19 protein-coding genes and 1 pseudogene are annotated in these 22,986 nt (G+C 69.5%); 4 read left to right on the top strand and 16 right to left on the bottom strand.

What is annotated here, in order from left to right; genetic code table 11:
- Nucleotides 1–114: 114 nt before the first annotated feature.
- From MW290_RS17200 to MW290_RS17225, 6 genes are all read right to left on the bottom strand, one after another.
- Entirely contained in the window at nt 115–738 is a 624-nt protein-coding gene (locus MW290_RS17200; protein WP_250198932.1) for a YitT family protein, read from the bottom strand.
- Nucleotides 739–778: 40 nt separating this feature from the next.
- On the bottom strand, nt 779–1,483 hold the full coding sequence (msrQ, locus tag MW290_RS17205) for a protein-methionine-sulfoxide reductase heme-binding subunit MsrQ (protein WP_250198933.1): 705 nt from the start codon (nt 1,481–1,483) through the stop codon (nt 779–781).
- A 2-nt stretch (nt 1,484–1,485) separates the two neighbouring features.
- On the bottom strand, nt 1,486–2,475 hold the full coding sequence (gene msrP, locus MW290_RS17210) for a protein-methionine-sulfoxide reductase catalytic subunit MsrP (RefSeq protein WP_250198934.1): 990 nt from the start codon (nt 2,473–2,475) through the stop codon (nt 1,486–1,488).
- 107 nt (nt 2,476–2,582) lie between these two features.
- Complete coding sequence (ccsB, locus tag MW290_RS17215) at nt 2,583–3,923, bottom strand: c-type cytochrome biogenesis protein CcsB (RefSeq protein WP_250198935.1); 1,341 nt, start codon at nt 3,921–3,923, stop codon at nt 2,583–2,585.
- Nucleotides 3,920–6,034 (bottom strand): cytochrome c biogenesis protein ResB, encoded by a 2,115-nt coding sequence (locus MW290_RS17220; protein ID WP_250198936.1) that lies wholly within the window; start codon nt 6,032–6,034, stop codon nt 3,920–3,922. Before MW290_RS17220 ends, ccsB begins: the two co-directional genes overlap by 4 nt.
- 72 nt (nt 6,035–6,106) lie before the next feature.
- Nucleotides 6,107–6,721, bottom strand: coding sequence for a c-type cytochrome (locus MW290_RS17225; RefSeq protein ID WP_250198937.1), 615 nt, complete (start codon nt 6,719–6,721; stop codon nt 6,107–6,109).
- A 50-nt stretch (nt 6,722–6,771) separates the two neighbouring features.
- Between MW290_RS17225 and yihA the strand changes: the two genes are divergently transcribed.
- Nucleotides 6,772–7,536, top strand: coding sequence for a ribosome biogenesis GTP-binding protein YihA/YsxC (yihA, locus tag MW290_RS17230; RefSeq protein WP_250198938.1), 765 nt, complete (start codon nt 6,772–6,774; stop codon nt 7,534–7,536).
- On the opposite strand, the gene MW290_RS17235 is transcribed toward yihA, so the two are convergent.
- The 8 genes from MW290_RS17235 to hmpA form a co-directional block, all read right to left on the bottom strand.
- A complete protein-coding gene (locus MW290_RS17235; RefSeq protein WP_250198939.1) occupies nt 7,480–8,979 on the bottom strand; it encodes a DUF1631 family protein in 1,500 nt (499 codons plus the stop codon). The genes yihA and MW290_RS17235 overlap by 57 nt on opposite strands.
- 138 nt (nt 8,980–9,117) lie before the next feature.
- Nucleotides 9,118–10,755: a chaperonin GroEL gene (gene groL, locus MW290_RS17240; protein ID WP_250198940.1), complete on the bottom strand. Its 1,638-nt coding sequence runs from the start codon at nt 10,753–10,755 to the stop codon at nt 9,118–9,120.
- 134 nt (nt 10,756–10,889) lie between these two features.
- Nucleotides 10,890–11,180: a co-chaperone GroES gene (gene groES, locus MW290_RS17245; protein ID WP_054018942.1), complete on the bottom strand. Its 291-nt coding sequence runs from the start codon at nt 11,178–11,180 to the stop codon at nt 10,890–10,892.
- A gap of 166 nt (nt 11,181–11,346) precedes the next feature.
- A complete protein-coding gene (locus MW290_RS17250; RefSeq protein ID WP_250198941.1) occupies nt 11,347–12,144 on the bottom strand; it encodes a helix-turn-helix domain-containing protein in 798 nt (265 codons plus the stop codon).
- Nucleotides 12,141–12,539, bottom strand: a complete 399-nt coding sequence (locus MW290_RS17255; protein WP_250198942.1) for a nuclear transport factor 2 family protein — start codon at nt 12,537–12,539, stop codon at nt 12,141–12,143. Before MW290_RS17255 ends, MW290_RS17250 begins: the two co-directional genes overlap by 4 nt.
- Nucleotides 12,540–12,646: 107 nt before the next feature.
- Entirely contained in the window at nt 12,647–13,021 is a 375-nt protein-coding gene (locus MW290_RS17260) for a DUF1428 domain-containing protein (protein WP_250198943.1), read from the bottom strand.
- Between the two features lie 16 nt (nt 13,022–13,037).
- Nucleotides 13,038–14,507: an MFS transporter gene (locus tag MW290_RS17265; RefSeq protein WP_250198944.1), complete on the bottom strand. Its 1,470-nt coding sequence runs from the start codon at nt 14,505–14,507 to the stop codon at nt 13,038–13,040.
- Between the two features lie 83 nt (nt 14,508–14,590).
- Nucleotides 14,591–15,787 (bottom strand): NO-inducible flavohemoprotein, encoded by a 1,197-nt coding sequence (gene hmpA, locus MW290_RS17270; protein WP_250198945.1) that lies wholly within the window; start codon nt 15,785–15,787, stop codon nt 14,591–14,593.
- A gap of 140 nt (nt 15,788–15,927) precedes the next feature.
- Here hmpA and norR point away from each other — a divergent pair, with 140 nt between their 5' ends.
- Nucleotides 15,928–17,514 (top strand): nitric oxide reductase transcriptional regulator NorR, encoded by a 1,587-nt coding sequence (gene norR / locus MW290_RS17275; RefSeq protein ID WP_250198946.1) that lies wholly within the window; start codon nt 15,928–15,930, stop codon nt 17,512–17,514.
- Nucleotides 17,515–17,541: 27 nt separating this feature from the next.
- On the opposite strand, the gene MW290_RS17280 is transcribed toward norR, so the two are convergent.
- Both MW290_RS17280 and MW290_RS17285 read right to left on the bottom strand, forming a co-directional pair.
- The gene (locus MW290_RS17280) at nt 17,542–17,946 is read right to left on the bottom strand and encodes an OsmC family protein (protein WP_250198947.1); all 405 of its coding nucleotides are present in this window, start codon (nt 17,944–17,946) and stop codon (nt 17,542–17,544) included.
- The gene (locus MW290_RS17285; RefSeq protein WP_250198948.1) at nt 17,943–18,338 is read right to left on the bottom strand and encodes a winged helix-turn-helix transcriptional regulator; all 396 of its coding nucleotides are present in this window, start codon (nt 18,336–18,338) and stop codon (nt 17,943–17,945) included. Before MW290_RS17285 ends, MW290_RS17280 begins: the two co-directional genes overlap by 4 nt.
- A gap of 175 nt (nt 18,339–18,513) precedes the next feature.
- On the opposite strand from MW290_RS17285, the pseudogene MW290_RS17290 reads away from it, so the two are divergent.
- Together MW290_RS17290 and MW290_RS17295 are read left to right on the top strand one after the other, a co-directional pair.
- Nucleotides 18,514–19,712 (top strand): annotated as a pseudogene (locus MW290_RS17290) (efflux RND transporter periplasmic adaptor subunit).
- Between the two features lie 13 nt (nt 19,713–19,725).
- Entirely contained in the window at nt 19,726–22,965 is a 3,240-nt protein-coding gene (locus MW290_RS17295; protein WP_250198949.1) for an efflux RND transporter permease subunit, read from the top strand.
- Nucleotides 22,966–22,986 lie beyond the last annotated feature (21 nt).

Genomic DNA, 22,986 nt, shown 5'->3' on the forward strand with positions numbered 1-22,986 from the left:
CGGGCCTGCCCTGCATGCTGCTTCACGGTGCAGCCGCGGCCGGTCAGGCGCCCTGCGTGGATCGCCCGGGCGCCGCTGGCGTTCCTTGGTGCTTGTACGGAGGCCGGCCGGCCCTCACACGCCCAGGTAGCGTCCGGGGCGGTGGTTCATCATCAGCACGCCGCTCAGCGCCACCACGCCCAGCACCGACAGCAGGATGCGCTGCGGCGGCAGCACCAGCATGGCGGCCAGCACGATGAGGCCGTCGATCACCAGCTGCACCTTGCCGGCGCTCCAGCGGCGGCGCTCCTGCAGGTACTGCGCGAGGATGTTCACGCCGCCCACGCTGGCGCGGTGGCGCAGCAGGGCCAGCAGCCCGAAGCCCACCAGAATGCCGCCCAGCACCGCGGCCACCACAGGGTGCAGCCGGTCAAAACTCACCACCTGCGGTGCCATCGCGGTGAACACCGACACCAGGCCGATGGCCAGAAAGGTCTTGAAGGTGAAGGCCGGCCCCAGCCGCTTCCAGGCCAGCCAGTAGAACGGCAGGTTGAGCACGAAGAACAGCAGGCCGAACGACCAGCCCGTGGCGTAGCTGAGCAGGAAGGCCGCCCCCGCCACGCCGCCGGTGATGAGGCCGGCATGCTCGTACATGGTCAGGCCCAGCGCCACGAACAGCGTGCCGGCCAGCAAGGCCTGCGCGTCGTCCAGCAGGGTGTGGCGTTCGGCGGGGGGTAGGGTCGCAGTCGGGGAGGCCATGCGGCCGCTGCAAGCATGCAGCGTGCCTTGGGGCGAGACCTCAGTCCCGCCGGGCCGCCCCAAGGGACTGAGCGCCCCCCTGGGGGGTAGCGAGTGCAGCGAGCTTGGGGGTGGTCATCCTTGCCCGGAGCAGCCGGTCGCCCAGCAGCACGGCCACGATGCCGGCGTACACCGACCATTCGCCGAAGTTGTGCTTGGCCGCCCGCATCCAGAAGAAGTGCAGCAACCCCAGCAGCACCACGGCGTAGATGGCCTTGTGCAGCGCCTGCCAGCGCTTGCCGCCCATGGCCTTGATGGCGCGGTTGAACGAGGTGGCGGCCAGCGGCGCCATCAGCAGCAGCGCGGCGGTGCCCACCAGGATGAACGGCCGCTTGGCGATGTCGGTGACGATGTCGCCCACCACCAGGCTCATGTCCAGCCAGGCGTAGCACAGGAAGTGCAGCACGCCGTAGAAGAAGGTGAACAGGCCCAGCATGCGCCGCAGCCGCACCAGGGCCGGTTGCTTGAACCAGTGCCGCAGCGGCGTGATGGCCAGCGTCAGGCACAGAAAGCGCAGCGTCCAGTCGCCGGTGCTGCGGATCAGCGCCTCGGCCGGGTTGGGCCCCAGCGTGCCCGCCACCGCGCCCCACACCAGCCAGGCCAGCGGCAGCAGGCTGGCGATGAACACCAGCGGCTTGACGGCCGGGTGCAGCAGCCAGGGTCGGGTGCGGGCGGCGCCGGTGCGGGCGGGGGCGGTGGTGGTCACGGTCAGAAGTTCTTGGCCAGGTCCATGCCCGCGTACAGCTGGCCCACCTGCGGCTCATAGCCGTTGAACATCAGCGTGGGCCGGCGCTTGGCGAACAGGCCTTCGCCGATGCGGCGCTCGGTGGCCTGGCTCCAGCGCGGGTGGTCCACCTTGGGGTTCACGTTGGAATAGAAGCCGTACTCCTGCTGCGCCGCCTTGGTCCAGCTGCTGGTGGGCTGCTTTTCCACGAAACGGATCTTGACCAGCGACTTGGCCGATTTGAAGCCGTACTTCCAGGGCACCGTCAGGCGCACCGGCGCACCGTTCTGGTTGGGCAGCACCTCGCCGTAGAGGCCGAAGCTCAGCAGCGTCAGCGGGTGCATGGCCTCGTCCATGCGCAGGCCTTCCACGTACGGCCACTCCAGCACGCGCGAGCCCACGAAGGGCATCTGCTTGGGGTCGGCCAGCGTCACGAACTCGACGAACTTGGCGTTGCCGGTGGGTTCCACCTGCTTGATCAGCTCGGCCAGCGAGTAGCCCACCCACGGAATCACCATCGACCAGCCTTCCACGCAGCGCATGCGGTAGATGCGCTCTTCCATCGGCGCCAGCTTCAGCAGCTCGGCCAGGTCGTAGACCTTGGGCTTCTTCACCTCGCCTTCGACCGCCACCGTCCACGGCGTGGTCTTGAACTTGGTGGCGTTGCGCGCCGGGTCGGCCTTGTCGGTGCCGAACTCGTAGAAGTTGTTGTAGGTGGTGACGTCTTCGTAAGCCGTCGGCTTTTCCATGGTGTTGGCGCCGGCCACGGCGCTGCGCACCGCCGGCAGCTTGGCCAGCTTGCCCGGCGCGGTCACCGTCTGCGCGTGGGCGCGGCCCAGGTGGCCGGCGCCGGCCGCCAGCGCGGCACCGGCCGCGGCCATCTGGATCCAGCGGCGGCGCTCCTCATACACCGCCTGCGGCGTGATCTCGGAGGCGATGCGGTGCTGGAAGCCGCGGTCTTTGAGGAAATGCATGCGGGGTGACTCCGTCCATTCAGCCGGGTGAGCGGGCCTCACCCTGTGGCTGTCTGTCGGGGTGGACCCTCGATCCTTACGCCGGGTTCAGTGCCCCGGATGCAACTTCACAGTTCGCCGTACGAGTGCAGGCCCGACAGGAACATGTTCACACCCAGAAACGCGAAGGTGGTGACGGCCAGGCCCACCAGGGCCCACCAGGCCGAAGGCACGCCGCGCAGGCCCTTCATCAGCCGCATGTGCAGCCAGGCCGCATAGTTCAGCCAGACGATCAGCGCCCAGGTTTCCTTGGGGTCCCAGCTCCAGTAGCCGCCCCAGGCCTCGGCCGCCCAGAAGGCGCCCAGGATGGTGGCCACGGTGAAGAAGGCGAAGCCCACCGCGATGGACTTGTACATCACGTCGTCCAGCAGCTCGAAGGCGGGCAGGCGGGCGGCGATGCGGCGGCGCGCCATCAGGATGCCGGCCACGATCAGCGCGCTGATGCCGAAATACACCATCCAGTAGGCGGTGCTGGTGCTGCTGGCGCCCTGGCGGAAGACGATGGGCTCGAAGCACAGCACCACGCCCAGCAGCCACAGCGGCGCCAACTTGTACCAGCGGGTCTCGGAGGCCTGCTGCTTGATGAGGTACGCAAAGGCCACCATGGCTGCCAGCGCAAAGGTGCCGTAGCCGATGAAGTTGGCCGGCACATGCAGCTTCATCCACCAGCTTTGCAGCGCGGGCACCAGGGGCTGGATCTCGTGCGCCTCACGCACCACGGTGTACCAGAGCAGGAAGCCCACCGCCGCGCTGACCACCAGCATCACGAAGGCGCCCAGCGCACGGGTGCGGTAGTGCTGCTCGAAGTACAGGTAGAACAGCGCCGTCATCCAGCAGAACAGCACGAACACTTCGTACAGGTTGCTGACCGGGATGTGGCCGATGTCGGGCGCGATCTGGTGGCTCTCGAACCAGCGCACCATGGTGCCCACCAGGGCCATGAACACCGCCGCCCAGGCCATGCGCGAGCCGATGCGCTGCGCGGTGTTGTCGTCGGCCCGCACGAAGAAGCCGATCCAGTAGAAGATGGTGCTCATGAAGAAGAGCACGCTCATCCACAAGATGGCGCTCTGGCTGGACAGGAAGTACTTGAGCAGGAAGACGTTGTCGGCCTGCGCCAGGTCGGCGCCGAAGCCGTCCAGGTGGCGGTTGTACAGGCCGATGGCCAGCAGCGTGGCCGCGCCCACCGCCAGGCCCAGCAGCCGCAGCGCGCCCCAGAACCAGCCGAGGGCGATCATCACCGGCGCCGCGCCGATCAGGATGGCCTTCTCGTACACATCCATCGACGCGTTGTAGCGCTGGAACGCGAAGGCCGTGCCGGCCAGCACCAGCAGCGCGAAGATCCAGTTGAAGGCGCCGGGGCTCGCGTAGCGTCGCGAGCCTTCCAGGGTGAGCGTGGTGGTGTTCATGCGGCGTCCTTCAGGATGTCTTGCTTCAGGCGGTCGAACTCATGGTCGGCGTCCAGCGTGCGCCGCGTGGTGGACAGCGCCGTGCTGACACGGGTGCCGCCCTGGCCGTCGTCTTGGAGCCAGATCCACAGGCGGCGTTCCCGCACGTAGAGCATGGCAAAAACCCCGATGATGAGCAGAACTGCGCCGATGTACACCAGGGTCTTGCCGGGGGCCCGGGCCACCTGGAACACGCTGGCCTGCACCTGGGTGAAGTCGGCCAGCTGCAGCAGCACCGGCGAGGGGTAGAGGAAGCTGTCGCTGAGCGACAGCACCGCCAGCGACATGAAGCCCTGCGACGCCTCGCCCGGCTCGGCGGCCTTCAGGCCGGCCTGCTCGCGCGCGGTGTTGTAAAGCTCGAACAGCGCGCCGTTGAGGATGCGCAGCAGCACCTCGGAGATGCGCGGCCGCTCGGCCTCGGGCACCGTGGTTTCCAGGAAGCGCGACAGCGACATCAGCCCGCCCGGGGCCTGGCTGGCGTCGTCCTTGGCGCCCGGCACCTCGGCGCCGGAGAACAGGCCCAGCACCCGCTCGGTGGTCACGGTCAGCTGCTGCGCCATCTCGGGCTTGTCGGTCGGCGTGGCCTTGGTCACGTAGCGGCGCACCGCCTCGGCCCGCAGCGCGGGGTCGGTCAAGGCGCGGCGCAGCATCATCCAGCCGTCCATCGAGTCCTTGTCGTCCACCGGGATGCGCAGGTAGCGGAAGTTCTCGTTCGGCGTGTCGCGCACGCCCGCCAGGTACACCCGCTGGCCGTCGATTTCCACCGGCAGCATGTAGTTGTTGAACTCACGCGCCTGGCCGGCCGCGTCGCGCAGCCGGTACGAGACCGAAGGGCCGACGTTGTGCAGCGTCTTGCCGGCCTTGGTCTTGGCGCCGGACCCGAGGTGTTCTTCCAGCGAGCTGATCAGGTCGACCTTGCGCACGTCGGTGGGGCCGGTGGTGGCCGCGCCCAGGTTCTCGACGTTGATCACCCGCAGGCCGGCCAGCTCCAGCGTCAGCTGCTGCTCGGCGCTGGCCAGGGTGGTGCTTTCGCCCACGCGGCCTTCGATGTCGAAGGGCGGCGTGCCGGCCTTCAGCGGCAGCGCATGCAGCTTCAGGTGCGAGCCGCCGTCGTCGAAGCTGCTCTGGTAGATGGCGATGCCGCGGTGGAAGGCGGGCTGGTTCACCTTCACCGTGGCGGGGATGGCCTGGCCGGTCTCGCGGTCGTGGATCACGATCTCGCTGGCGAACAGCTTGGGCATGCCCGTTTCGTAGTAGTCGACGATGAACTTCTTCAGCTCGATGTCGAAGGGCAGCTCCTGCAGCACCACGCCGTCGGACATGCTGATCAGCGCGGTGCCGGCGCGGCCGCTTTCGGGCACCAGCAGGTTGGCACGGAAGGTGGGGTTGCGCTCGCTCAGCCGGTGCTCGGCCGAGACGTCGCGCAGCATGCCGCCGCCGGTGAAGGGCGTCTTGCCCAGCAATGCCATCTGCGCCCGCACGACCAGGTCGCCGTCGAACAGCCCGCCCAGGCAGATCAGCACGATGGAGCTGTGCGCCGCCAGGTAGCCCAGCTTGTTGGCCATGCCCTTGCGCGCCGCGATCATCGTGCCCTCGGGGCGCATCTGCACCTTGGCCTTCCAGCCGCTGGTGGTCAGCAGCGTGCCGATGCGGGCATAGGCGGCGTCGCGGCCTTCGGCCAGCCGGCCCTGGGCCTTGTGGTGGAAGGCGTTGAGCGACTGCTCGCGCAGGTTTTCCTTGTAGGCGCGCAGGTCGGCGGTGATCTTGGGCAGGTTGCGCGCGATGCACAGGCTGGTGGAAATCACCAGGAAGGCCAGGATCAGCAGGAACCACCAGGCGCTGTACACCGCGTACAAGCCGACGGCGCCGAACACATCGGCCCAGAACGGGCCGAACTGGTTCACGTAGTTGTTCGCCGGCTCGTGCTGCTTGATGACGGTGCCGATGACCGAGGCGATGCAGATCACCGTCAGCAGCGAGATGGCGAAGCGCATCGAGGACAGCAGCTCGACGGCGTCGCGCCACGCCCGTGAGCGGCTGCTGACTTCAAGGCCGGTGGTGGGCAGGCTCATGGCGGAAATTATGGTGCGGACGGAAAAAAGGCCGGTCGCGGACCGGCCTTGGCGTGAGGCGTTCGAAGGGTCTTAGCGCAGGCCGGCGATGTAGTCGGCCACGGCCTTCATCTCGGCATCGCTCATCTTGCTGGCAATCGCCATCATCTGCGGGTTGTTGCCGCGGGCGCCGCTGCGGAAGGCCACCAGCTGCGCTTCGGTGTAGGCGCCGTGCTGGCCGCCCAGGCGCGGGTACTGCGACGGGATGCCGGCACCGGTGGGGCTGTGGCAGCCGGCGCAGGCCGGCACGGCCTTGGCCGCGATGCCGCCGCGGTAGATGCTTTCGCCCAGCGCGACGGTGTCCTTGTTGGTGGCAAAGCCGGGCTTGGCCTGCTTGGAGGCGTAGAAGGCAGATACGTTGCGCATGTCTTCGTCGCTCAGCTGGGCGGCGAAGCCCTGCATGATCGCGTTCTTGCGCTTGCCGCTCTTGAACTCATGCAGCTGCTTGGACAGGTACTCCGGGTGCTGGCCCTGCAGGATGGGGTAAGCCGGGCTGCCGCGGTTGCCGTCCACCGCGTGGCAGGCCACGCACACCTGCGTCGCGATGGCTTGCCCCTTGGTCAGGTCGGGCTTGGCAGCGGCGGTTCCCTCAGCGGCGAACGCGGGCGCCAAGACGGCGGCGAAGATCAGGGCAATGAGCGACTTCATATCTTGGCGGCAGCGTTGGAGGTTCAAACCTTCGGATTTTACAATGCCGGATGATCGAATCACCTGACGCCCGCACGGCACTGGCCTGGACGCACACCGCGCGCTTCCTCACCACGGCCAGCAAACTCGACCAGCTGCCCGTCTCGGAGCTGCCCGAAATCGCCTTCGTCGGACGCAGCAACGCCGGCAAGTCCACCGCCATCAACACGCTGGCGCAGCAAAAGCGGCTGGCCTTCGCCTCCAAGACGCCGGGGCGTACGCAGCACATCAACCTGTTCCACCTCGGCCCGAAGGACGCGCCCGACTGCCTGTTCGCCGACCTGCCGGGCTACGGCTATGCCGCGGTGGCGCGCACCGCCAAGCTGCGCTGGCAGCAGGTGATGGCTGACTACCTGGAGGTGCGCCGCAGCCTGTCGGGCGTGGTGCTGATGGTCGATTCGCGCCTGGGCTTCACCGAGCTGGACCAGCAGCTGCTGCAGTTCGTGGCGCCGCGGGTAGGCACCGGCGAGGTGAAGCTGCTGGTGCTGCTGACCAAGGCGGACAAGCTTTCGCGCAAGGAGGCCGATGCCGCGGTGCGTGCCGCCACCGACGTGCTGGGCCAGGTGAGCACCGACGATGCCGACGTCAGCCTGAGCCTGTTTTCCGCCTTCAAGCGCAGCGGCGTGGGCGATGCGGCCGAGACGCTGTATGGCTGGGTGCACCAGGCGCCGGCCGCCGCGGCCCCGGCCGGTGAAGAAGGGCCCGCAACCGCCGAGGAGTCAGCGCCCCTGGGCGATCTGGCGCATCAACCGGGCAGCGGCACGGCGCACGAGTGAGCGCGGGCGCAGCTCGCGCAGCAAGCCTTCGCCGTGCAGCCGTTCCAGCGCCGACTGGCGCAGCGCCCAGGTCTGGCGCGTCGGGTTGGCCAGCTCGGCATACAGCCACAGGTCGTCGGCATGCCACAGCAGCTGCAGCATGCGCCAGTGGCCGTTGATGAACACCCGCACCCAGTGGCCGGGCTGCTGATCGTCCAGCCAGCGCTCGTCCACCAGCGCGCTGCCGGCCGTCACCTGCGAGTTGGCGGTGTCCAGCAGCGCCGATTGCACCGTGGCCAGTGAATGCGCTTCCAGCGGCAGCGTGTGCCCGGCTTCGGCCGTGGTGGGCGTGAAGCTGGGCCCCAGCGTGTCCAGCGTCGCGATGTGATCGGCCGCGGCCTGCAGCCGCTCGTCGAACTGCTGCTGCGCCTGGGCCGTCAGTCGCTTGAGCGCCCAGCGGAAAGAGGCGCCATCGGGCTGCGCTTCCTGCGCCATCGCTTCCACCAGCTGGCCGGCCTGCGCCAGCAGCTGCTGGCGCTGCGGGTCGGTGGGCTGGGTGTGCACCTCGGCCAGAAAGGCGATGCGGTCCATGAACTCCCACATCGGGTGGGTGTAGGCGTCCAGCGTGGTGGGGTCGCGCTGCGCCACGCGCAGGGCCACCGGCTGCAGCCGCTGCACCAGGGCCTGCACGTCGGGCGCCAGTTCGCCTGACTGCAGGATGGCGCCGAAGATGCGCGGCAGCAGCGCCAGGCCTTCCTGGCCGGCCGGCAGCATCGCGGCCGATTCGGTGGGCAGCGTGTGGCGCAGCCCGGTCAGGTCGCCGGGCGGCGGGTGCTGCCGGTGCCAGCTGCGCGACAGCGTGCCGGTGACGATGGTGCGGTAGCTGCTGGGCGTGACGCCGGCATCCTCCAGCCGCGTGCAGGCCGCCGCGTAGAACAGGCGCAGGCCCTGGGCCAGCGGCGGCGTGGCGCAGCGAAGGAAGGCCAGCTGCAGCCGGGTGGAGGTGGGCAGGTCGCCCAGCGCCAGCCACAGCGCCCGCACGAACAGCTCGGGCTTCAAGGGGTTGGTGTCGCGGGCCACGTGCAGATCGCCCACCAGCGCCGAGGTGAAGGCGCGAAGCTCACGCAGCGAGGCTTCGGCGGTGCTGCGCACGGCTTCCACGCTGCGCGACAGCTCCACATCGGTGGCCACCGCCTGGTCTTCCACCAGCGACAGCGTGACCAGCCGACGCAGCGGCTGGTTGGGGGCCGGCGGCTGGGGCTGCAGCAGCTCCGACAGCTGGCGGGTGAACTGGCTCACCAGGTCGGCCCGGTACAGCCGCACCAGGCGCTGCACGTCGGGCAGCAGCATCGGCACCGGGCTGTGGCTGAGCGCAGCCACGCCGCTGAGCACCTCCTGCATCAGCAGGGGTGCGCGGGACAGCGCGTCGTCGACGAACTGTGGCAGGGTGGGGCGGTGCGGCATGGCAAAAGGGCGGACCAATGCAGCATTCTCGGCAGCCGCCCGGCTGCACTAAGCGCGGATAAGGGGTGAAAAACGGCAGACGACAAAAAGCCCGCGGCTTGCACCGCGGGCTTTTCGTGGAGGTTGTGGAGCCTGGACTTACATGTCCATGCCCATGCCGCCCATGCCACCCGGCATGGCGGGCGCAGCGGCCTCGTCCTTCGGAGCTTCGGCAACCATGCACTCGGTCGTCAGCATCAGCGAAGCGACCGAAGCGGCGTTCTGCAGCGCGGTACGGGTGACCTTGGTGGGATCCAGGATGCCCATCTCGATCATGTCGCCGTAGGTGTCGTTCGCGGCGTTGAAGCCGTAGTTGCCCTTGCCTGCCAGCACGGCGTTCACGACGACGGAGGCTTCGCCACCGGCGTTGTAGACGATTTCGCGCAGCGGGGCTTCGATGGCCTTCAGCACCAGCTTGATACCGGCTTCCTGATCGGCGTTGTCGCCCTTGATCTCGCCAGCGGACTGCTTGGCACGCAGCAGGGCCACGCCACCACCAGCCACGATGCCTTCTTCCACGGCAGCGCGGGTGGCGTGCAGCGCGTCTTCCACGCGGGCCTTCTTTTCCTTCATCTCGACTTCGGTGGCGGCACCGACCTTGATGACGGCCACGCCGCCGGCCAGCTTGGCCACGCGCTCTTGCAGCTTCTCGCGGTCGTAGTCGCTGGTGGCTTCTTCGATCTGGATGCGGATCTGCTTGACGCGGGCTTCGATGTCGGCAGCGGCACCGGCGCCATCGATGATGGTGGTGTTTTCCTTGCCCACTTCCACGCGCTTGGCCTGGCCCAGGTCGGCCAGCGTCACCTTCTCGAGCGTCAGGCCCACTTCTTCAGCGATGACCTTGCCGCCGGTCAGGATGGCGATGTCTTCCAGCATGGCCTTGCGGCGGTCGCCGAAGCCAGGCGCCTTGACGGCCACGACCTTCAGGATGCCGCGGATGGTGTTGACCACCAGGGTGGCCAGCGCTTCGCCTTCGACTTCTTCAGCGATGATCAGCAGCGGACGGCCGGCCTTGGCGACTTGTTCCAGCGTGGGCAGCAGGTCGCGGATGTTCGAGATCTTCTTGTCGAACAGCAGGACGAACGGGTTGTCCAGCAGCGCGGCTTGCTTCTCGGGGTTGTTGATGAAGTAGGGCGACAGGTAGCCGCGGTCGAACTGCATGCCTTCGACGACATCCAGCTCGTTGTCCAGGCTCTTGCCGTCTTCGACGGTGATGACGCCTTCCTTGCCGACCTTGTCCATCGCGTCAGCGATGATCTTGCCGATGGATTCGTCGCTGTTGGCCGAGATGGAGCCGACCTGCGCGATTTCCTTGCTGGTGGTGGTGGCCTTGGAAGCCTTCTTCAGCTGCTCGACCAGGGCGGTGACCGCCTTGTCGATGCCGCGCTTCAGGTCCATCGGGTTCATGCCGGCGGCCACGTACTTCATGCCTTCGCGCACGATGGCCTGGGCCAGCACGGTGGCGGTGGTGGTGCCGTCACCGGCGTTGTCCGAGGTCTTGGAAGCAACTTCCTTGACCATCTGGGCGCCCATGTTCTGGAGCTTGTCCTTCAGCTCGATTTCCTTGGCCACCGAGACACCGTCCTTGGTGACGGTGGGGGCGCCGAACGAGCGCTCGAGGACCACGTTGCGGCCCTTGGGACCCAGGGTGACCTTGACCGCGTTGGCCAGGATGTTCACGCCTTCGACCATGCGGGCACGGGCCTCGCCGCCGAAGATCACGTCTTTAGCTGCCATGTTGCTTCTCCAAATTCAATCAATGTGTCTGGCGGGGGAGCCGAGCCGGATCCGGGTCGCCCGGTCCGGCGAGAGCCCCCTCGGGGGGTGGCGAGGATCGCGGCAGCGCCGCGACCGCAGCCTGGGGGCCCCGTTTACTTCTCGACGACGGCGAAGAGGTCTTCTTCGCGCATGACGAGCAGCTCGTCGCCGTCGACCTTGACGGTCTGGCCGCTGTACTTGCCGAACAGCACGCGGTCGCCGACCTTGATGTTCAGGGCCACGAAGTCGCCCTTGTCGTTGCGCTTGCCGGGGCCAACCGCCAGCACTTCACCCTGGTCGGGCTTCTCGGCGGCGTTGTCGGGGATCACGATGCCAGAGGCGGTCTTGGTTTCTTGTTCCAGGCGCTTGACGATCACGCGATCGTGCAACGGACGAAGTTTCATGGGATCTCCTAGTGCAATGACACTTTGGGTGGGCTCACGGGCCGTGGCGGCAGGCGCCCCCAACCCGTCTGTCGGTCTCTTTTGGAGTGTTAGCACTCAACCCTGTCGAGTGCTAGCAAACGGATTATAGGGACGGCGAACGCCGATTCAAGGGGTGGGCGTCGGCCTACGTGGATTCGGCGGCCAGCCGGCGCAGCCGCTCGGCCGTCGCTTCGTCCGCCGGGTAGAAGGCTTCCAGCGCCAGCTCGGCCAGCGTCACGTCACGCGGCGTGCCGAACACGGTGGTGGTGGACAGCAGCGACAAGGGCCCCACCGGCGTGGCCAGGCGCAGGGGCACCGCGATGCCGCCCCAGGCGCCGGTGTCGGCGTCCTCGGCCAGCGGCGCCGGCCCGGGGTAGTCCTGCAGTTCCTTCAGAAGTTCCACCAGCACGGCATCGCCGGTGGCCAGGATCTGCAGCCGCAGCCGCTCCAGCAGGTGGGCGCGCCACTGCGCCAGGTTGAGGATGCGCGGCGCCAGCCCCTGCGGGTGCAGGCTGAGCCGCAGCACGTTGACCGGCGGTGCCAGCAGCCCCGGCTCGGCGCCGGACAGCAGCATCGGCAGCACGCGGTTGGCGGCCAGCAGCTGCCAGTGGCGGTCAACGGCCAGCGCCGGCCACGGCTCGTGGCCCTGCAGCACCGCTTCCACGGCTCGCAGAGCCGGTGCCATCGCCGGGTCGTGCAGCGGGCGCTCGGCGTACAGCGGGGCGAAGCCGGCCGCCACGAGCATGGCATTGCGCTCGCGCAGCGGCACGTCCAGCCGGCCGGCCAGGCGCAGCACCATCTCGCGGCTGGGCGCGGCCTTGCCGCTCTCGATGCAGCTGAGGTGGCGCTGCGAGATGTCGGCCTCCATCGCCAGCGCCATCTGGCTCAGGTGGCGACGGGCGCGCCACTCGCGCAGCAGGTCGCCGATGCTGGCGGCTTTCACGCGGTCGGCAGGGCGTCGATGAAGCCGCTGACGGCCTGCAGCCGGCCGCCGTTCAGCGTCGCGAAGTCGGTGCCTTTGATCGGCGCTTCCACGCCGGCCGGCCCCAGGTGCCAAGAGAAGCGGAGCCGGTCGCCGTGGCCGTCGGCACTGCCTTCGGCCAGCCGGAAGCGAAAGTCCGGGAAGCGCTGCTGCACCGCGGCGATCAGGCCCTCGATCTGGCCGTGGCCCTGCGCCTGCATCATCGGGTCGACGTAGCTGCCGTCCTCCGCCCACAGCGCCTGCAGCTGCTGGCGCCGGCGCGCGGGGTCGGTTTCGTTCCACAGGGCAACGTAGCGCTCGGCCAGCTGGCGGGCGCGTGCGGTGGGGTCGGTCGGGGTGCTGGAAACATCGGTCATGGTCTGCTCCTGGGTGGGTGCCGGCTTGGTGACGGCGCCGCCAGCTTCTCGCGCCCGGCGCAGGCGCTCAACGACCTCGCAGGTCATCGGGCGCTGCCGGCGGCCGCTCAACCCGCGGTGTCGCCGATCGTCACCAGCGGTGCGAAGCCGCCCCAGAACATGCGCTGGCCGTCGAACGGCATGTTGCTGGCGTCCATGTCGGCCAGGCGCGGGTCGGCCATCACCTGGGCATTGATGCGGTCGCGCGCCTCCCGCGACTCATAGACGATGTAGGCGAACACCACCGTCTCGTCGTCCTTCAGCTGCACGCTCTGCGGGAAGGAGGTCAGCTTGCCGGGCTTCACGTCGTCGGCCACGCATTCGCAGTAGGCCAGGGCGCCGTATTCCATCCACACCGCGCCGGCTTTTTCGGCCAGTTGGCGGTAGTCGTCCAGCCGCGCCCGGGGCACGGGCACCACGAATCCATCCACGTAACGGGACATCGTCTTCTCCTGGTGGTCAGGCGCCGTGAGAAGCAGCGCCGGGTGAAGCCGCCGCGGCCGCGGCAGCAGGGGTGCGCAAGCCCAGCGCACACAAGAGGCTGGCCGCGCCTGCGCACACGGCGCCCAGCCACAGGGCCAGCTGGTAGCCGGCGTGCAGCGCGGCCGTGGGCGCCAGGCCGGCAGCCAGCGCCTGGGCGCTGAGTGCGGCGGCCAGGCTGGCCAGCAGCGCCAGGCCCAGCGCGCCGCCCATCATGAAGGCGGTGTTGACCACGCCCGAGGCGAGGCCGGCGTCTTCGGGCGGCACGTCGCTCATCGCGGCCAGCAGCATCGGGTTGAAGGCCACGCCGGCGCCCAGGCCCAGCAGCAGCATGGGCGGCAGCACATGCAGCAGGAACTGGCCCTGCACCGGCGCGCGGGCGAACCAGGCCAGGCCCAGCGCGGCGATGCCCAGGCCCGCGGCCAGCGGACCGCGCAGCCCGAAGCGCATGACGATGCGGGCCGACAGCCCGAGTGAAAACGCCGCCATCAGCAGGTTGGCCGGCAGAAAGCCCAGGCCCACCTGCATCGGCGAGTAGCCCAGCACCGCCTGCATGTACAAGGCCGAGATGAAGAACCAGGCGAACATGGCGGCGGCCCACAGCACGCCGGCGGCATTGGCCGTGGCCACGTTGCGCAGCCTGAACAGCCCCAGCGGCACCAGCGGCGCGGCCACCCGCCGCTCGATGGCGATGAAGGCCGCGAACAGCAGCGCCGCCACCAGCAGGCCCAGCGTGCGCGCCGACCACCAGCCGGCCGCCTGACCATCGACCACCGCGTACACCGCCAGCATCAGGGACAGCGTGATGCTGCCCGCGCCCGCCAGGTCCAGCCGCAGCCGTACCGCCGGACCGCGGGCCGAAGGCAGCAGCCGCCAGGAAGCGACGAACACCAGCAGCCCGATCGGCAGGTTGACCAGGAAGATGGCCGGCCAGCCCAGCGTGCCGGTGAGCAGCCCGCCCAGCAGCACGCCGATGCTGCCGCCGCTGGCGCAGACGAAGCCGTAGACCCCCATCGCCTTGGCCCGGTCGGCCGGCGTGGTGAAGAGGGTCATGATCAAGGACAGCGACACCGCCGACACCACCGCGCCGGCCACGCCCTGCAGCGCCCGCGCGGCCACCAGCGCCCCCTGCGTGTGGCTGAGGCCACAGCCCAGCGAGGCCAGGCTGAAGGCCGTGATGCCGGCGAGGAACAGCCGCCGGTGCCCGTACAGGTCGCCCAGCCGACCGCCCAGCAGCAGAAAGCCGCCGAAGGTGAGCATGTAGGCATTGACCACCCACACCAGCGTGGTTTCGGTGAACTGCAGGTCGGCGCGGATGGAAGGCAGCGCCACGTTCACGATCGTGGTGTCCAGCACGATCATCAGCACGCCCAGGCACAGCACGGCCAGGGCCAGCCAGCGCTGGCGGGCGGGTGCGGCAGAGGGTTCGTTCGCGGGTGGGTGCGCCATGCCGGTTCGCCTTCGACAACAAGGGTGGGGCTCCACGAGCCTTCCACCCTACGACGAACACGGCAGCGGCGGATCGACAGCGGTCAGTCCAAAGCGCTGGCGGGCCCGAAAAATTCGTAACGCATCTGCTCCGCAGGCACTCCCAGCGCGTGCAGCGAGCGCTTGACTGCCCGCATGAAGGGCTGCGGACCCAGGAAGTACGCCTCCACCTCGGCCGGCGCCGCGGGCAGCCAGGCCTGCAGCCGATCGGTGGTCAGCCGGCCGCTGGCTTGGTCGCCGGGCGCCGCCTCGTCGTACAGGTAAAAGCGCTGCAGCCGCGGATGCTGCCGGGCCAGCGCATCGACCTGCGCGCCGAAGGCCTGCACGCCGGGGTGGCGCGCGCAGTGGATGAAGTGGATCGGCCTTTGGTCAGCCCCGTCGGCCTCGTCGGCCAGCGCCGCCTCCAGCATGGCCAGCGTGGGTGTGATGCCGACGCCGCCGCTGATCAGCAGCAGCGGGCGCTGGCTGCCTTCGGCCAGCGTGAAGTCGCCGGCCGGCGGGAACAGCACCAGCGTGTCGCCGGCCTGCACCCGGTCATGCAGGTGGTTGGACACCACGCCGCCCGCCTCGCGCTTGACGCTGATGCGGTAGCTGCGACCGTTGGGTGCGGCCGACAGCGAGTAGTTGCGCCGCACTTCCTGCCCATTGATCACCAGCCGCAGGCCGATGTACTGGCCGGGGCGGAAATCCACCACCGGCCCGCCGTCCACCGGCAGCAGGTGGAAGCTGGTGATCTCGTCGCTCTCGCGCACCTTGTCGGCGACGCGGAAGTCGCGGCCACCGCGCCAGCCGCCCGGGGCGGTGGCCAGTGCGTCGTACTGCTGCGCCTCGGCGCCGATGAGCAGGTCGGCCAGCTGCTGGTAGGCGGCGGCCCAGGCGGCGATCACGTCGTCGGTGGCGACGTCCGCGCCCAGCACCTCGCGGATGGCGCGCAGCAGGCAGCCGCCGACGATGGGGTAGTGCTCGGGCTGCACCTGCAGCGCCACGTGCTTGTTGACGATCTGCGCCGCCAGCGGGCCGAGGGCTTCCAGCCGGTCGATGTTCTTGGCATAGGCCAGCACGCCATTGGCCAGCGCGCGCGGCTGGGCGCCGCTGGCCTGGTGCGCGGCATTGAACAGCGGCCGCACTTCGGGGTGCTCGGCCAGCATCAGCCGGTAAAAGTGGGTGGTCAGGGCTTCGCCGCCGGTTTCGAGCAGCGGCACGGTGGCGCGGATGATGACGCGCTGGGCTTCGGTGAGCATGGGGGCTCCAGGGTTGACGATGCCTGCACAAGCGCAAGCATCGGGCCATGCGGCCAGGCCTTGAAAATCAATGACTTGGCGTGCCGCGTCGTCTGAATGACCGCGTCACAATGAGGTCATTAAAACTCAGTGAGGTCGAAATGACACCGACACAGCTGCTGGACGCCATCGTGCCGCTGGTGGCCGACCTGTCGCGCGAATTGCCGGAGGCCGAGCGCTTCCGCCGCCTGCTGCAAGGCCTGCGCAGCGTGCTGCCCTGCGACGCCGCCGCTTTGCTGCGGCTGGAAGGCGACGCCCTTCGCCCGATGGCGGTGGACGGCTTGAGCCCTGACACGCTGGGCCGGCGTTTTCGCGTGGCCGACCACCCGCGGCTGCAGGCCCTGCTGCAGGCGCCCGGCCCGCTGCGCTTTGCCGCCGACTGCGAGCTGCCCGACCCGTATGACGGCCTGGTGGAAGGGCTGCAAGGCCACCTGCCGGTGCACGACTGCCTGGGCTGCGCGCTGCACCTGGCCGACGGCAGCGGCCGCCCCTGGGGCCTGCTGACCCTGGATGCGCTGCGGCCGCAGCAGTTCGACCAGGTGGACCTGAAGGTGCTGGACACGCTGGCCAGCCTGGCCGCGGCCACGGCGGCAGCGGCCGAGCGCATCGGCCAGCTCACCACCAGCGTCGAGCGCTACCGCCTGGCCGCGCAGCCCGCCGGGCAGCGGCTGATCGGCCAGAGCGCCGCCCACCGCGCGCTGTTGAAGGAGATCGCGCTGGTGGGCGCCAGCGACCTGTGCGTGCTGATCCAGGGCGAAACCGGCGTGGGCAAGGAACTGGTGGCACAGGCGCTGCATGCCGCTTCGCCACGGGCCGGGCAGCCGATGGTCAGCATCAACTGTGCGGCCCTGCCCGATACCCTGGTGGAAAGCGAGCTGTTCGGCCATGTGAAGGGCGCTTTCACCGGGGCCACCGCCGACCGCGCCGGCAAGTTCGAGCTGGCCCACGGCGGCACGCTGTTCCTCGACGAAGTGGGTGAGCTGGCCAAGCCGGTGCAGGCCAAGCTGCTGCGCGTGCTGCAAAGCGGCCAGCTGCAGCGCCTGGGCTCCGACCGCGAACGGCATGTGGACGTGCGGGTGATCGCGGCCAGCAACCGCCACCTGGCGCAGGAGGTGAAGGCCGGCCGCATGCGTGCCGACTTCTACCACCGCCTCAGCGTGTACCCGCTGCAGGTGCCGCCGTTGCGTGAGCGGGGCCGCGACGTGCTGCAGATCTGCGGCCACTTCCTGGAGCAGAACCGCGCCCGCCTGGGCCTGGGCGGCCTGCGTCTGGAGGCCGATGCCCAGGCCGCGCTGCTGGCGCACGACTGGCCGGGCAACGTGCGGGAGCTGGAACACCTGGTGGGCCGCAGCGTGCTGCGGGCGGTCGGCCGGGCGGGCAGCTCGGGCGCCGGGCAGCCGCGCATCCTCAGCCTCACGGCCGGGGACCTGGGCCTGCCCGCGGGGGCGGATGGCGGGGCCGTGCTGGCCGACGAGCGCCTGGCCGCGGAGGAAGCCGCGCCGGCCACCGCCGCGGGCCTGCCGCTGCGCGAGGCGGTCGACGCCTACCAGCGCCAGCTCATCACCCAGGCGCTGCAGCGCCATGGCCAGCGCTGGGCGCCGGCCGCGCGCGAGCTGGGCCTGGACCGTGGCAACCTGGCGCGGCTGGCCCGCCGGTTGGGCCTGAGCGGTCCGGCGGCGCCGGGCTGAGTACAGCCGCCTCGTGCGGCGCCGTGCTTACAGCACGTCGGCGACCAGGTGCGTGTCGATCTGGATGTCGCCCACCAGCGTCTTGTGCACCGGGCAGGCCTCGGCCACCCGCAGCAGCGCGGCGCGCTGGTCGTCGGTGAGGGCGCCGAACACCTGGATGCTGCGCTGCATGCGGTAGGCGCCGGCCGCATGGCTGTGCGTCACCTTCACGTCGATCTGCCGCACCTCCATCGCCTTGCGCTGGGCGTAGAGCTCCAGCGTGAGCGTGGTGCAGGCGGCCAGGGCCGCATCCAGCAGGTCGTGGGGGGACGGCGCCGTGGCCGCCTCGCCGGGCTTGGCGTCGATGTCCACCGACAGCAGGCCGCCCGGCAGGGCCACTTCGCAGGCGGTCACGCCGCGTTCGCTGTTCCATTGCGCCTGGATCGTCGTCATGCCTTCACCTTCGCTTTGCTGCACACCACGGGTTCATTCTCGTCGTCTGGCAGCACCTGCGTGGGCAGGTTGCCGATCTTCTTCATGTGCTTGCTGCCCCACTCGCACAAGGGCGTCAGTGCCGTCATCAAAGATTCACCGAAGGGCGTGATGGTGTATTCCACCCGCGGCGGCACCTCCTGGTAGTCGCGGCGGTTGACCACGCCATCCAGCTCCAGCTCCTTGAGCTCCTGCGTCAGCATCTTCTCGCTGATGTGGCCGATGGCGCGCCGCAGCTCGCCGAAGCGGCGGGGCTCGCCACCCGTCAGGTTGTAGAGGATCAGCAGCTTCCACTTGCCGCCGATGAGCGACAACGCGGCTTCCAGGCCACAGCCATAGGTCTTGCGAATCACGGGGCCTCCGGAAAAATTTCTGGCACTTACCAAAAGGTGGGTACTTGCCTTTCGGAAACTGAGATCGCATTGTAGAGCCCAGGTTCCTTGGCATCACGCCACGCACCCCTCACAAGAAACAGCCGGGCCGTCGACGAATGCGCCCGCGGTCCCGTCTTTCCAGCAGGAGTACCTCATGAATCGCCCCTTCCTGAGCCGGCCACGCGCCTGGTGGCTCGGCGGCATTGCCGTCACCGCCATCGCCGCCGCCGCGGCCTTGTCCCTTTCGCCGCGCAGGCGGCACCACCGGCGGTGCCGGTGTCCGTGGCCACCGTGGAAGCCCGGGAGGTCACCGCCTGGGACGAGTTCTCGGGCCGGCTGGAAGCCGTGGACCGCGTGGAGGTGCGCTCCCGCGTGGCCGGCGCGGTGCAGGCGGTGCATTTCCGTGAAGGCTCGCTGGTCAAGGCGGGCGAGCTGCTGGTCAGCATCGACCCGGCGCCTTTCGCCGCCGAGGTGGACCGCGCCGAAGCCCAGGCCGCCGCCGCGCAGGCGCGCCTGGCCTTCACCCAGAGCGAGCTGGAACGCGCCCAGCGCCTGTGGCAGGAACAGGCCATCGCCCAGCGCGAGCTGGACGAGCGCCGCAATGCCCACAACGAGGCCGCCGCCAACCTGCGTGCGGCGCAGGCCGCGCTGCAGTCGGCACGACTCAACCTGGGCTACACCCAGGTGCGCGCGCCGGTGGCCGGCCGCGTGGGCCGCATCGAGGTGACGGTGGGCAACCTCATCGCTGCCGGCGCCGGCGCGCCGGCGCTGACCACGCTGGTGTCGGTCAACCCCATCTATGCCAGCTTCGATGCCGATGAGCGCATCGTCGCCAAGGCCCTGGCCGAGCTGCCGGCGCAGCAGCGGCAGGCGCAGCTGCACCGCATTCCGGTGCGCATGCAGACGGTGGACGGCAGCGCGGTGGAAGGCCGGCTGCAGCTGGTGGACAACATGGTCGATGCCCGCAGCGGCACGGTGCGTGTGCGCGCGGTGTTCGACAACCCGCAGGGCCAGCTCACGCCCGGGCAGTTCGCACGGCTGCAGATGGGCCAGCCGCGCAGCGGCCAGGCGCTTCTGCTGAACGAGCGCGCCGTGGGCACCGACCAGAACAAGCGCTACGTGATGGTGGTGGGCGAAGGCGACAAGCTGGTGTGGCGCGAGGTGAGCCTGGGCGCCACGGTGGACGGCCTGCGCATCGTCACCCAGGGCCTGAAGGCCGGCGAACGGGTGGTGGTCAACGGCCTGCAGCGGGTGCGGCCGGGTGTGCAGGTGGCGCCCAAGCTGGTGCCCATGGATGCCAAGCCCGACGTCACCGCCGCCACCGAGCGCAAGGCCGCGCAGGCCAATTCGTGATCAGGGGCAGGCCATGAACCTATCCAAGTTCTTCATCGACCGGCCGATCTTCGCCGGCGTGCTGTCGGTGCTGATGCTCATCGGCGGCCTGCTGGCGCTGCGGGTGCTGCCGGTGTCCGAATACCCCGAGGTGGTGCCGCCTTCGGTGGTGGTGCGCGCGCAATACCCGGGCGCCAACCCCAAGGTGATCGCCGAGACGGTGGCCACGCCGCTGGAAGAGTCGATCAACGGCGTGGAAGGCATGCTCTACATGAGCAGCCAGGCCACCACCGACGGCGTGATGCAGCTCACCGTCACCTTTGCGCTGGGGGTGGACCCCGACAAGGCGCAGCAGCTGGTGCAGAACCGCGTCTCGCAGGCCGAGCCCCGGCTGCCTGAAGAGGTGCGCCGGCTGGGCGTCACCACCGTCAAGAGCTCACCCGACCTGACGCTGGTGGTGCACCTCTCGTCGCCCACCGGCCGCTACGACAACACCTACCTGCGCAACTACGCCGCCATCAACCTGAAGGACCGGCTGGCCCGGCTGAAGGGCGTGGGCCAGGTGCAGCTGTGGGGCAGCGGCGACTACGCGATGCGCGTGTGGCTGGACCCGGCCAAGGTGGCCGAGCGCGGCCTGGCCGCGGGCGACGTGGCCGCCGCCATCCGCCAGCAGAACGTGCAGGCCGCGGCCGGCGTGGTGGGCGCCTCACCCGGCCTGCCGGGCGTGGACTTCCAGCTGTCGGTCAATGCGCAGGGCCGGCTGGAAAGCGAGGAGCAGTTCGGCGACATCATCGTCAAGACCGGTGCCGATGGCGCGGTGACGCGGCTGCGCGACGTGGCGCGGCTGGAGCTGGGCGCGGCCGACTATGCGCTGCGCTCGCTGCTCGACAACAAGGAAGCGGTGGCCATCGCCATCCTGGCGGCGCCGGGGTCGAACGCCATCGACATCGCCGACCAGGTGCGCGCCACCATGGTCGAGGCGCAGCAGGCCATGCCCGAGGGCGTGGCGTACAGCATCGTCTACGACACCACGCAGTTCGTGCGCGCGTCCATCGAGTCGGTGGTGCACACGCTGCTGGAAGCCGTGCTGCTGGTGGTCATCGTGGTGATCGTGTTCCTGCAGACCTGGCGCGCGTCCATCATCCCGCTGCTGGCGGTGCCGGTGTCGGTGGTGGGCACCTTCGCGGTGATGCACCTGTTCGGCTTCTCGATCAACGCGCTCAGCCTCTTCGGCCTGGTGCTGGCCATCGGCATCGTGGTGGACGACGCCATCGTGGTGGTGGAGAACGTCGAGCGCAACATCGAGGCCGGCCTCAGCCCGCGCGAGGCCACCTACCGCGCGATGCGCGAGGTGTCGGGTCCCATCATCGCCATTGCGCTGGTGCTGGTGGCGGTGTTCGTGCCGCTGGCTTTCATCAGCGGCCTCACCGGCCAGTTCTATCGCCAGTTCGCGCTGACGATCGCCATCTCCACCGTCATCTCGGCGGTCAACTCGCTCACGCTGTCGCCGGCGCTGGCGGCACTGCTGCTCAAGGGCCACGACGCGCCCAAGGACGCGCTCACCCGCGGCATGGACCGGGCCTTCGGCTGGTTCTTCCGCCGCTTCAACCGCGCCTTCGGCCGCGGCTCGCAGGCTTATGGCGGCGGCGTCACCCGGGTGATCGGCCGCAAGGCGCTGATGATGGCGCTGTACCTGGCGCTGGTGGCCGTGACCTTCGGCCTTTTCAAGGCGGTGCCCAGCGGCTTCGTGCCGGCGCAGGACAAGCAGTACCTGATCGGCTTCGCCCAGCTGCCCGACGGCGCCACGCTGGACCGCACCGACGAGGTCATCCGCCGCATGGGCGAGCTCACGCTCAAGCAGCCGGGCGTGGAGCACGCGATCTCCTTCCCGGGCCTGTCGATCAACGGCTTCACCAACAGCTCTAACTCGGGCGTGGTGTTCGTCAGCCTCAAGCCCTTTGAAGAGCGCACCGGCGCGGCCCTGAGCGCCGGCGCCATCGCCGGGGCCTTGAACCAGCAGTTCGCGCAGATCGAAGACGCCTTCATCGTGATGTTCCCGCCGCCGCCGGTGCAGGGGCTGGGTACCACGGGCGGCTTCAAGCTGCAGCTGGAAGACCGCGCTTCGCTGGGCTATGAGGCGCTGGACGCCGCCACCAAGGCCTTCATGGCCAAGGCCTACCAGACGCCCGAGCTGGCCGGCATGTTCAGCAGCTACCAGGTCAACGTGCCGCAGCTGTACGCCGACATCGACCGCACCAAGGCGCGCCAGCTGGGCGTGGCGGTGACAGACGTGTTCGACACGCTGCAGATCTACCTGGGCAGCCTGTACGTGAACGACTTCAACCGCTTCGGCCGCACGTACTCGGTGCGGGTGCAGGCCGATGCCGCCCACCGTGCGCGGCCCGACGACATCGGGCTGCTGAAGGTGCGCTCGGCCAGCGGCGAGATGGTGCCGCTGGCGGCGCTGCTGAAGGTGCAGCCCAGCTTCGGGCCCGAGCGTGCGATGCGCTACAACGGCTTCCTGTCGGCCGACATCAACGGCGGCCCGGCCCCGGGCTACTCGTCGGGCCAGGCGCGTGAAGCCATCGAGCGCATCGCCAAGGAGACGCTGCCGCCCGGCATCGGCTTCGAGTGGACCGAGCTGACGTACCAGGAGATCCTGGCCGGCAACTCCGCGGTCATCGTGTTCCCGCTGGCCATCCTGCTGGTGTTCCTGGTGCTGGCCGCGCAGTACGAGAGCCTGACGCTGCCGCTGGCCATCATCCTCATCGTGCCCATGGGCCTGCTGGCGGCGATGACGGGCGTGTGGCTGTCCGGTGGCGACAACAACGTGTTCACCCAGATCGGCCTGGTGGTCCTGGTGGGGCTGAGCGCCAAGAACGCCATCCTGATCGTGGAGTTCGCCCGTGAGCTGGAGTTTGCCGGCCGCACGCCCGTGCAGGCCGCCATCGAGGCCAGCCGCCTGCGGCTGCGCCCCATCCTGATGACCTCGCTGGCCTTCGTGATGGGTGTGCTGCCGCTGGTGCTGTCCACCGGCGCCGGTGCCGAGATGCGCAGCGCCATGGGTGTGGCGGTGTTCGCCGGGATGATCGGCGTCACGGCCTTCGGCCTCTTCCTCACGCCGGTGTTCTACGTGCTGCTGCGCCGGCTCACCGGCAACCGCCCGCTCAAGCTGCATGGCGAGGTGCCGCACCTGGAGGCCTTTGCCACCGGCCACGGCGGTGCCGGCCTGCAGCCGCACCCGGCCGCGCCCCGCCACCCGCATGAGGCCTGAGCGCCACTCTCCGGAGAACCA

Origin of the sequence: Aquincola tertiaricarbonis (assembly GCF_023573145.1) — a bacterium.
Classification (GTDB): Bacteria; Pseudomonadota; Gammaproteobacteria; order Burkholderiales; family Burkholderiaceae_C; genus Aquincola; species Aquincola tertiaricarbonis_B.

Excerpts from the sequence above, each read along its gene's own strand:
- MW290_RS17200 (WP_250198932.1), bottom strand. The coding sequence starts at position 738 with ATGGCCTCCCCGACTGCGACCCTACCCCCCGCCGAACGCCACACCCTG.
- msrP (WP_250198934.1), bottom strand. The coding sequence starts at position 2,475 with ATGCATTTCCTCAAAGACCGCGGCTTCCAGCACCGCATCGCCTCCGAG.
- ccsB (WP_250198935.1), bottom strand. The coding sequence starts at position 3,923 with ATGAACACCACCACGCTCACCCTGGAAGGCTCGCGACGCTACGCGAGC.
- MW290_RS17220 (WP_250198936.1), bottom strand. The coding sequence starts at position 6,034 with ATGAGCCTGCCCACCACCGGCCTTGAAGTCAGCAGCCGCTCACGGGCG.
- MW290_RS17225 (WP_250198937.1), bottom strand. The coding sequence starts at position 6,721 with ATGAAGTCGCTCATTGCCCTGATCTTCGCCGCCGTCTTGGCGCCCGCG.
- yihA (WP_250198938.1), top strand. The coding sequence starts at position 6,772 with ATGATCGAATCACCTGACGCCCGCACGGCACTGGCCTGGACGCACACC.
- MW290_RS17235 (WP_250198939.1), bottom strand. The coding sequence starts at position 8,979 with ATGCCGCACCGCCCCACCCTGCCACAGTTCGTCGACGACGCGCTGTCC.
- groL (WP_250198940.1), bottom strand. The coding sequence starts at position 10,755 with ATGGCAGCTAAAGACGTGATCTTCGGCGGCGAGGCCCGTGCCCGCATG.
- groES (WP_054018942.1), bottom strand. The coding sequence starts at position 11,180 with ATGAAACTTCGTCCGTTGCACGATCGCGTGATCGTCAAGCGCCTGGAA.
- MW290_RS17255 (WP_250198942.1), bottom strand. The coding sequence starts at position 12,539 with ATGACCGATGTTTCCAGCACCCCGACCGACCCCACCGCACGCGCCCGC.
- MW290_RS17260 (WP_250198943.1), bottom strand. The coding sequence starts at position 13,021 with ATGTCCCGTTACGTGGATGGATTCGTGGTGCCCGTGCCCCGGGCGCGG.
- MW290_RS17265 (WP_250198944.1), bottom strand. The coding sequence starts at position 14,507 with ATGGCGCACCCACCCGCGAACGAACCCTCTGCCGCACCCGCCCGCCAG.
- hmpA (WP_250198945.1), bottom strand. The coding sequence starts at position 15,787 with ATGCTCACCGAAGCCCAGCGCGTCATCATCCGCGCCACCGTGCCGCTG.
- norR (WP_250198946.1), top strand. The coding sequence starts at position 15,928 with ATGACACCGACACAGCTGCTGGACGCCATCGTGCCGCTGGTGGCCGAC.
- MW290_RS17280 (WP_250198947.1), bottom strand. The coding sequence starts at position 17,946 with ATGACGACGATCCAGGCGCAATGGAACAGCGAACGCGGCGTGACCGCC.
- MW290_RS17295 (WP_250198949.1), top strand. The coding sequence starts at position 19,726 with ATGAACCTATCCAAGTTCTTCATCGACCGGCCGATCTTCGCCGGCGTG.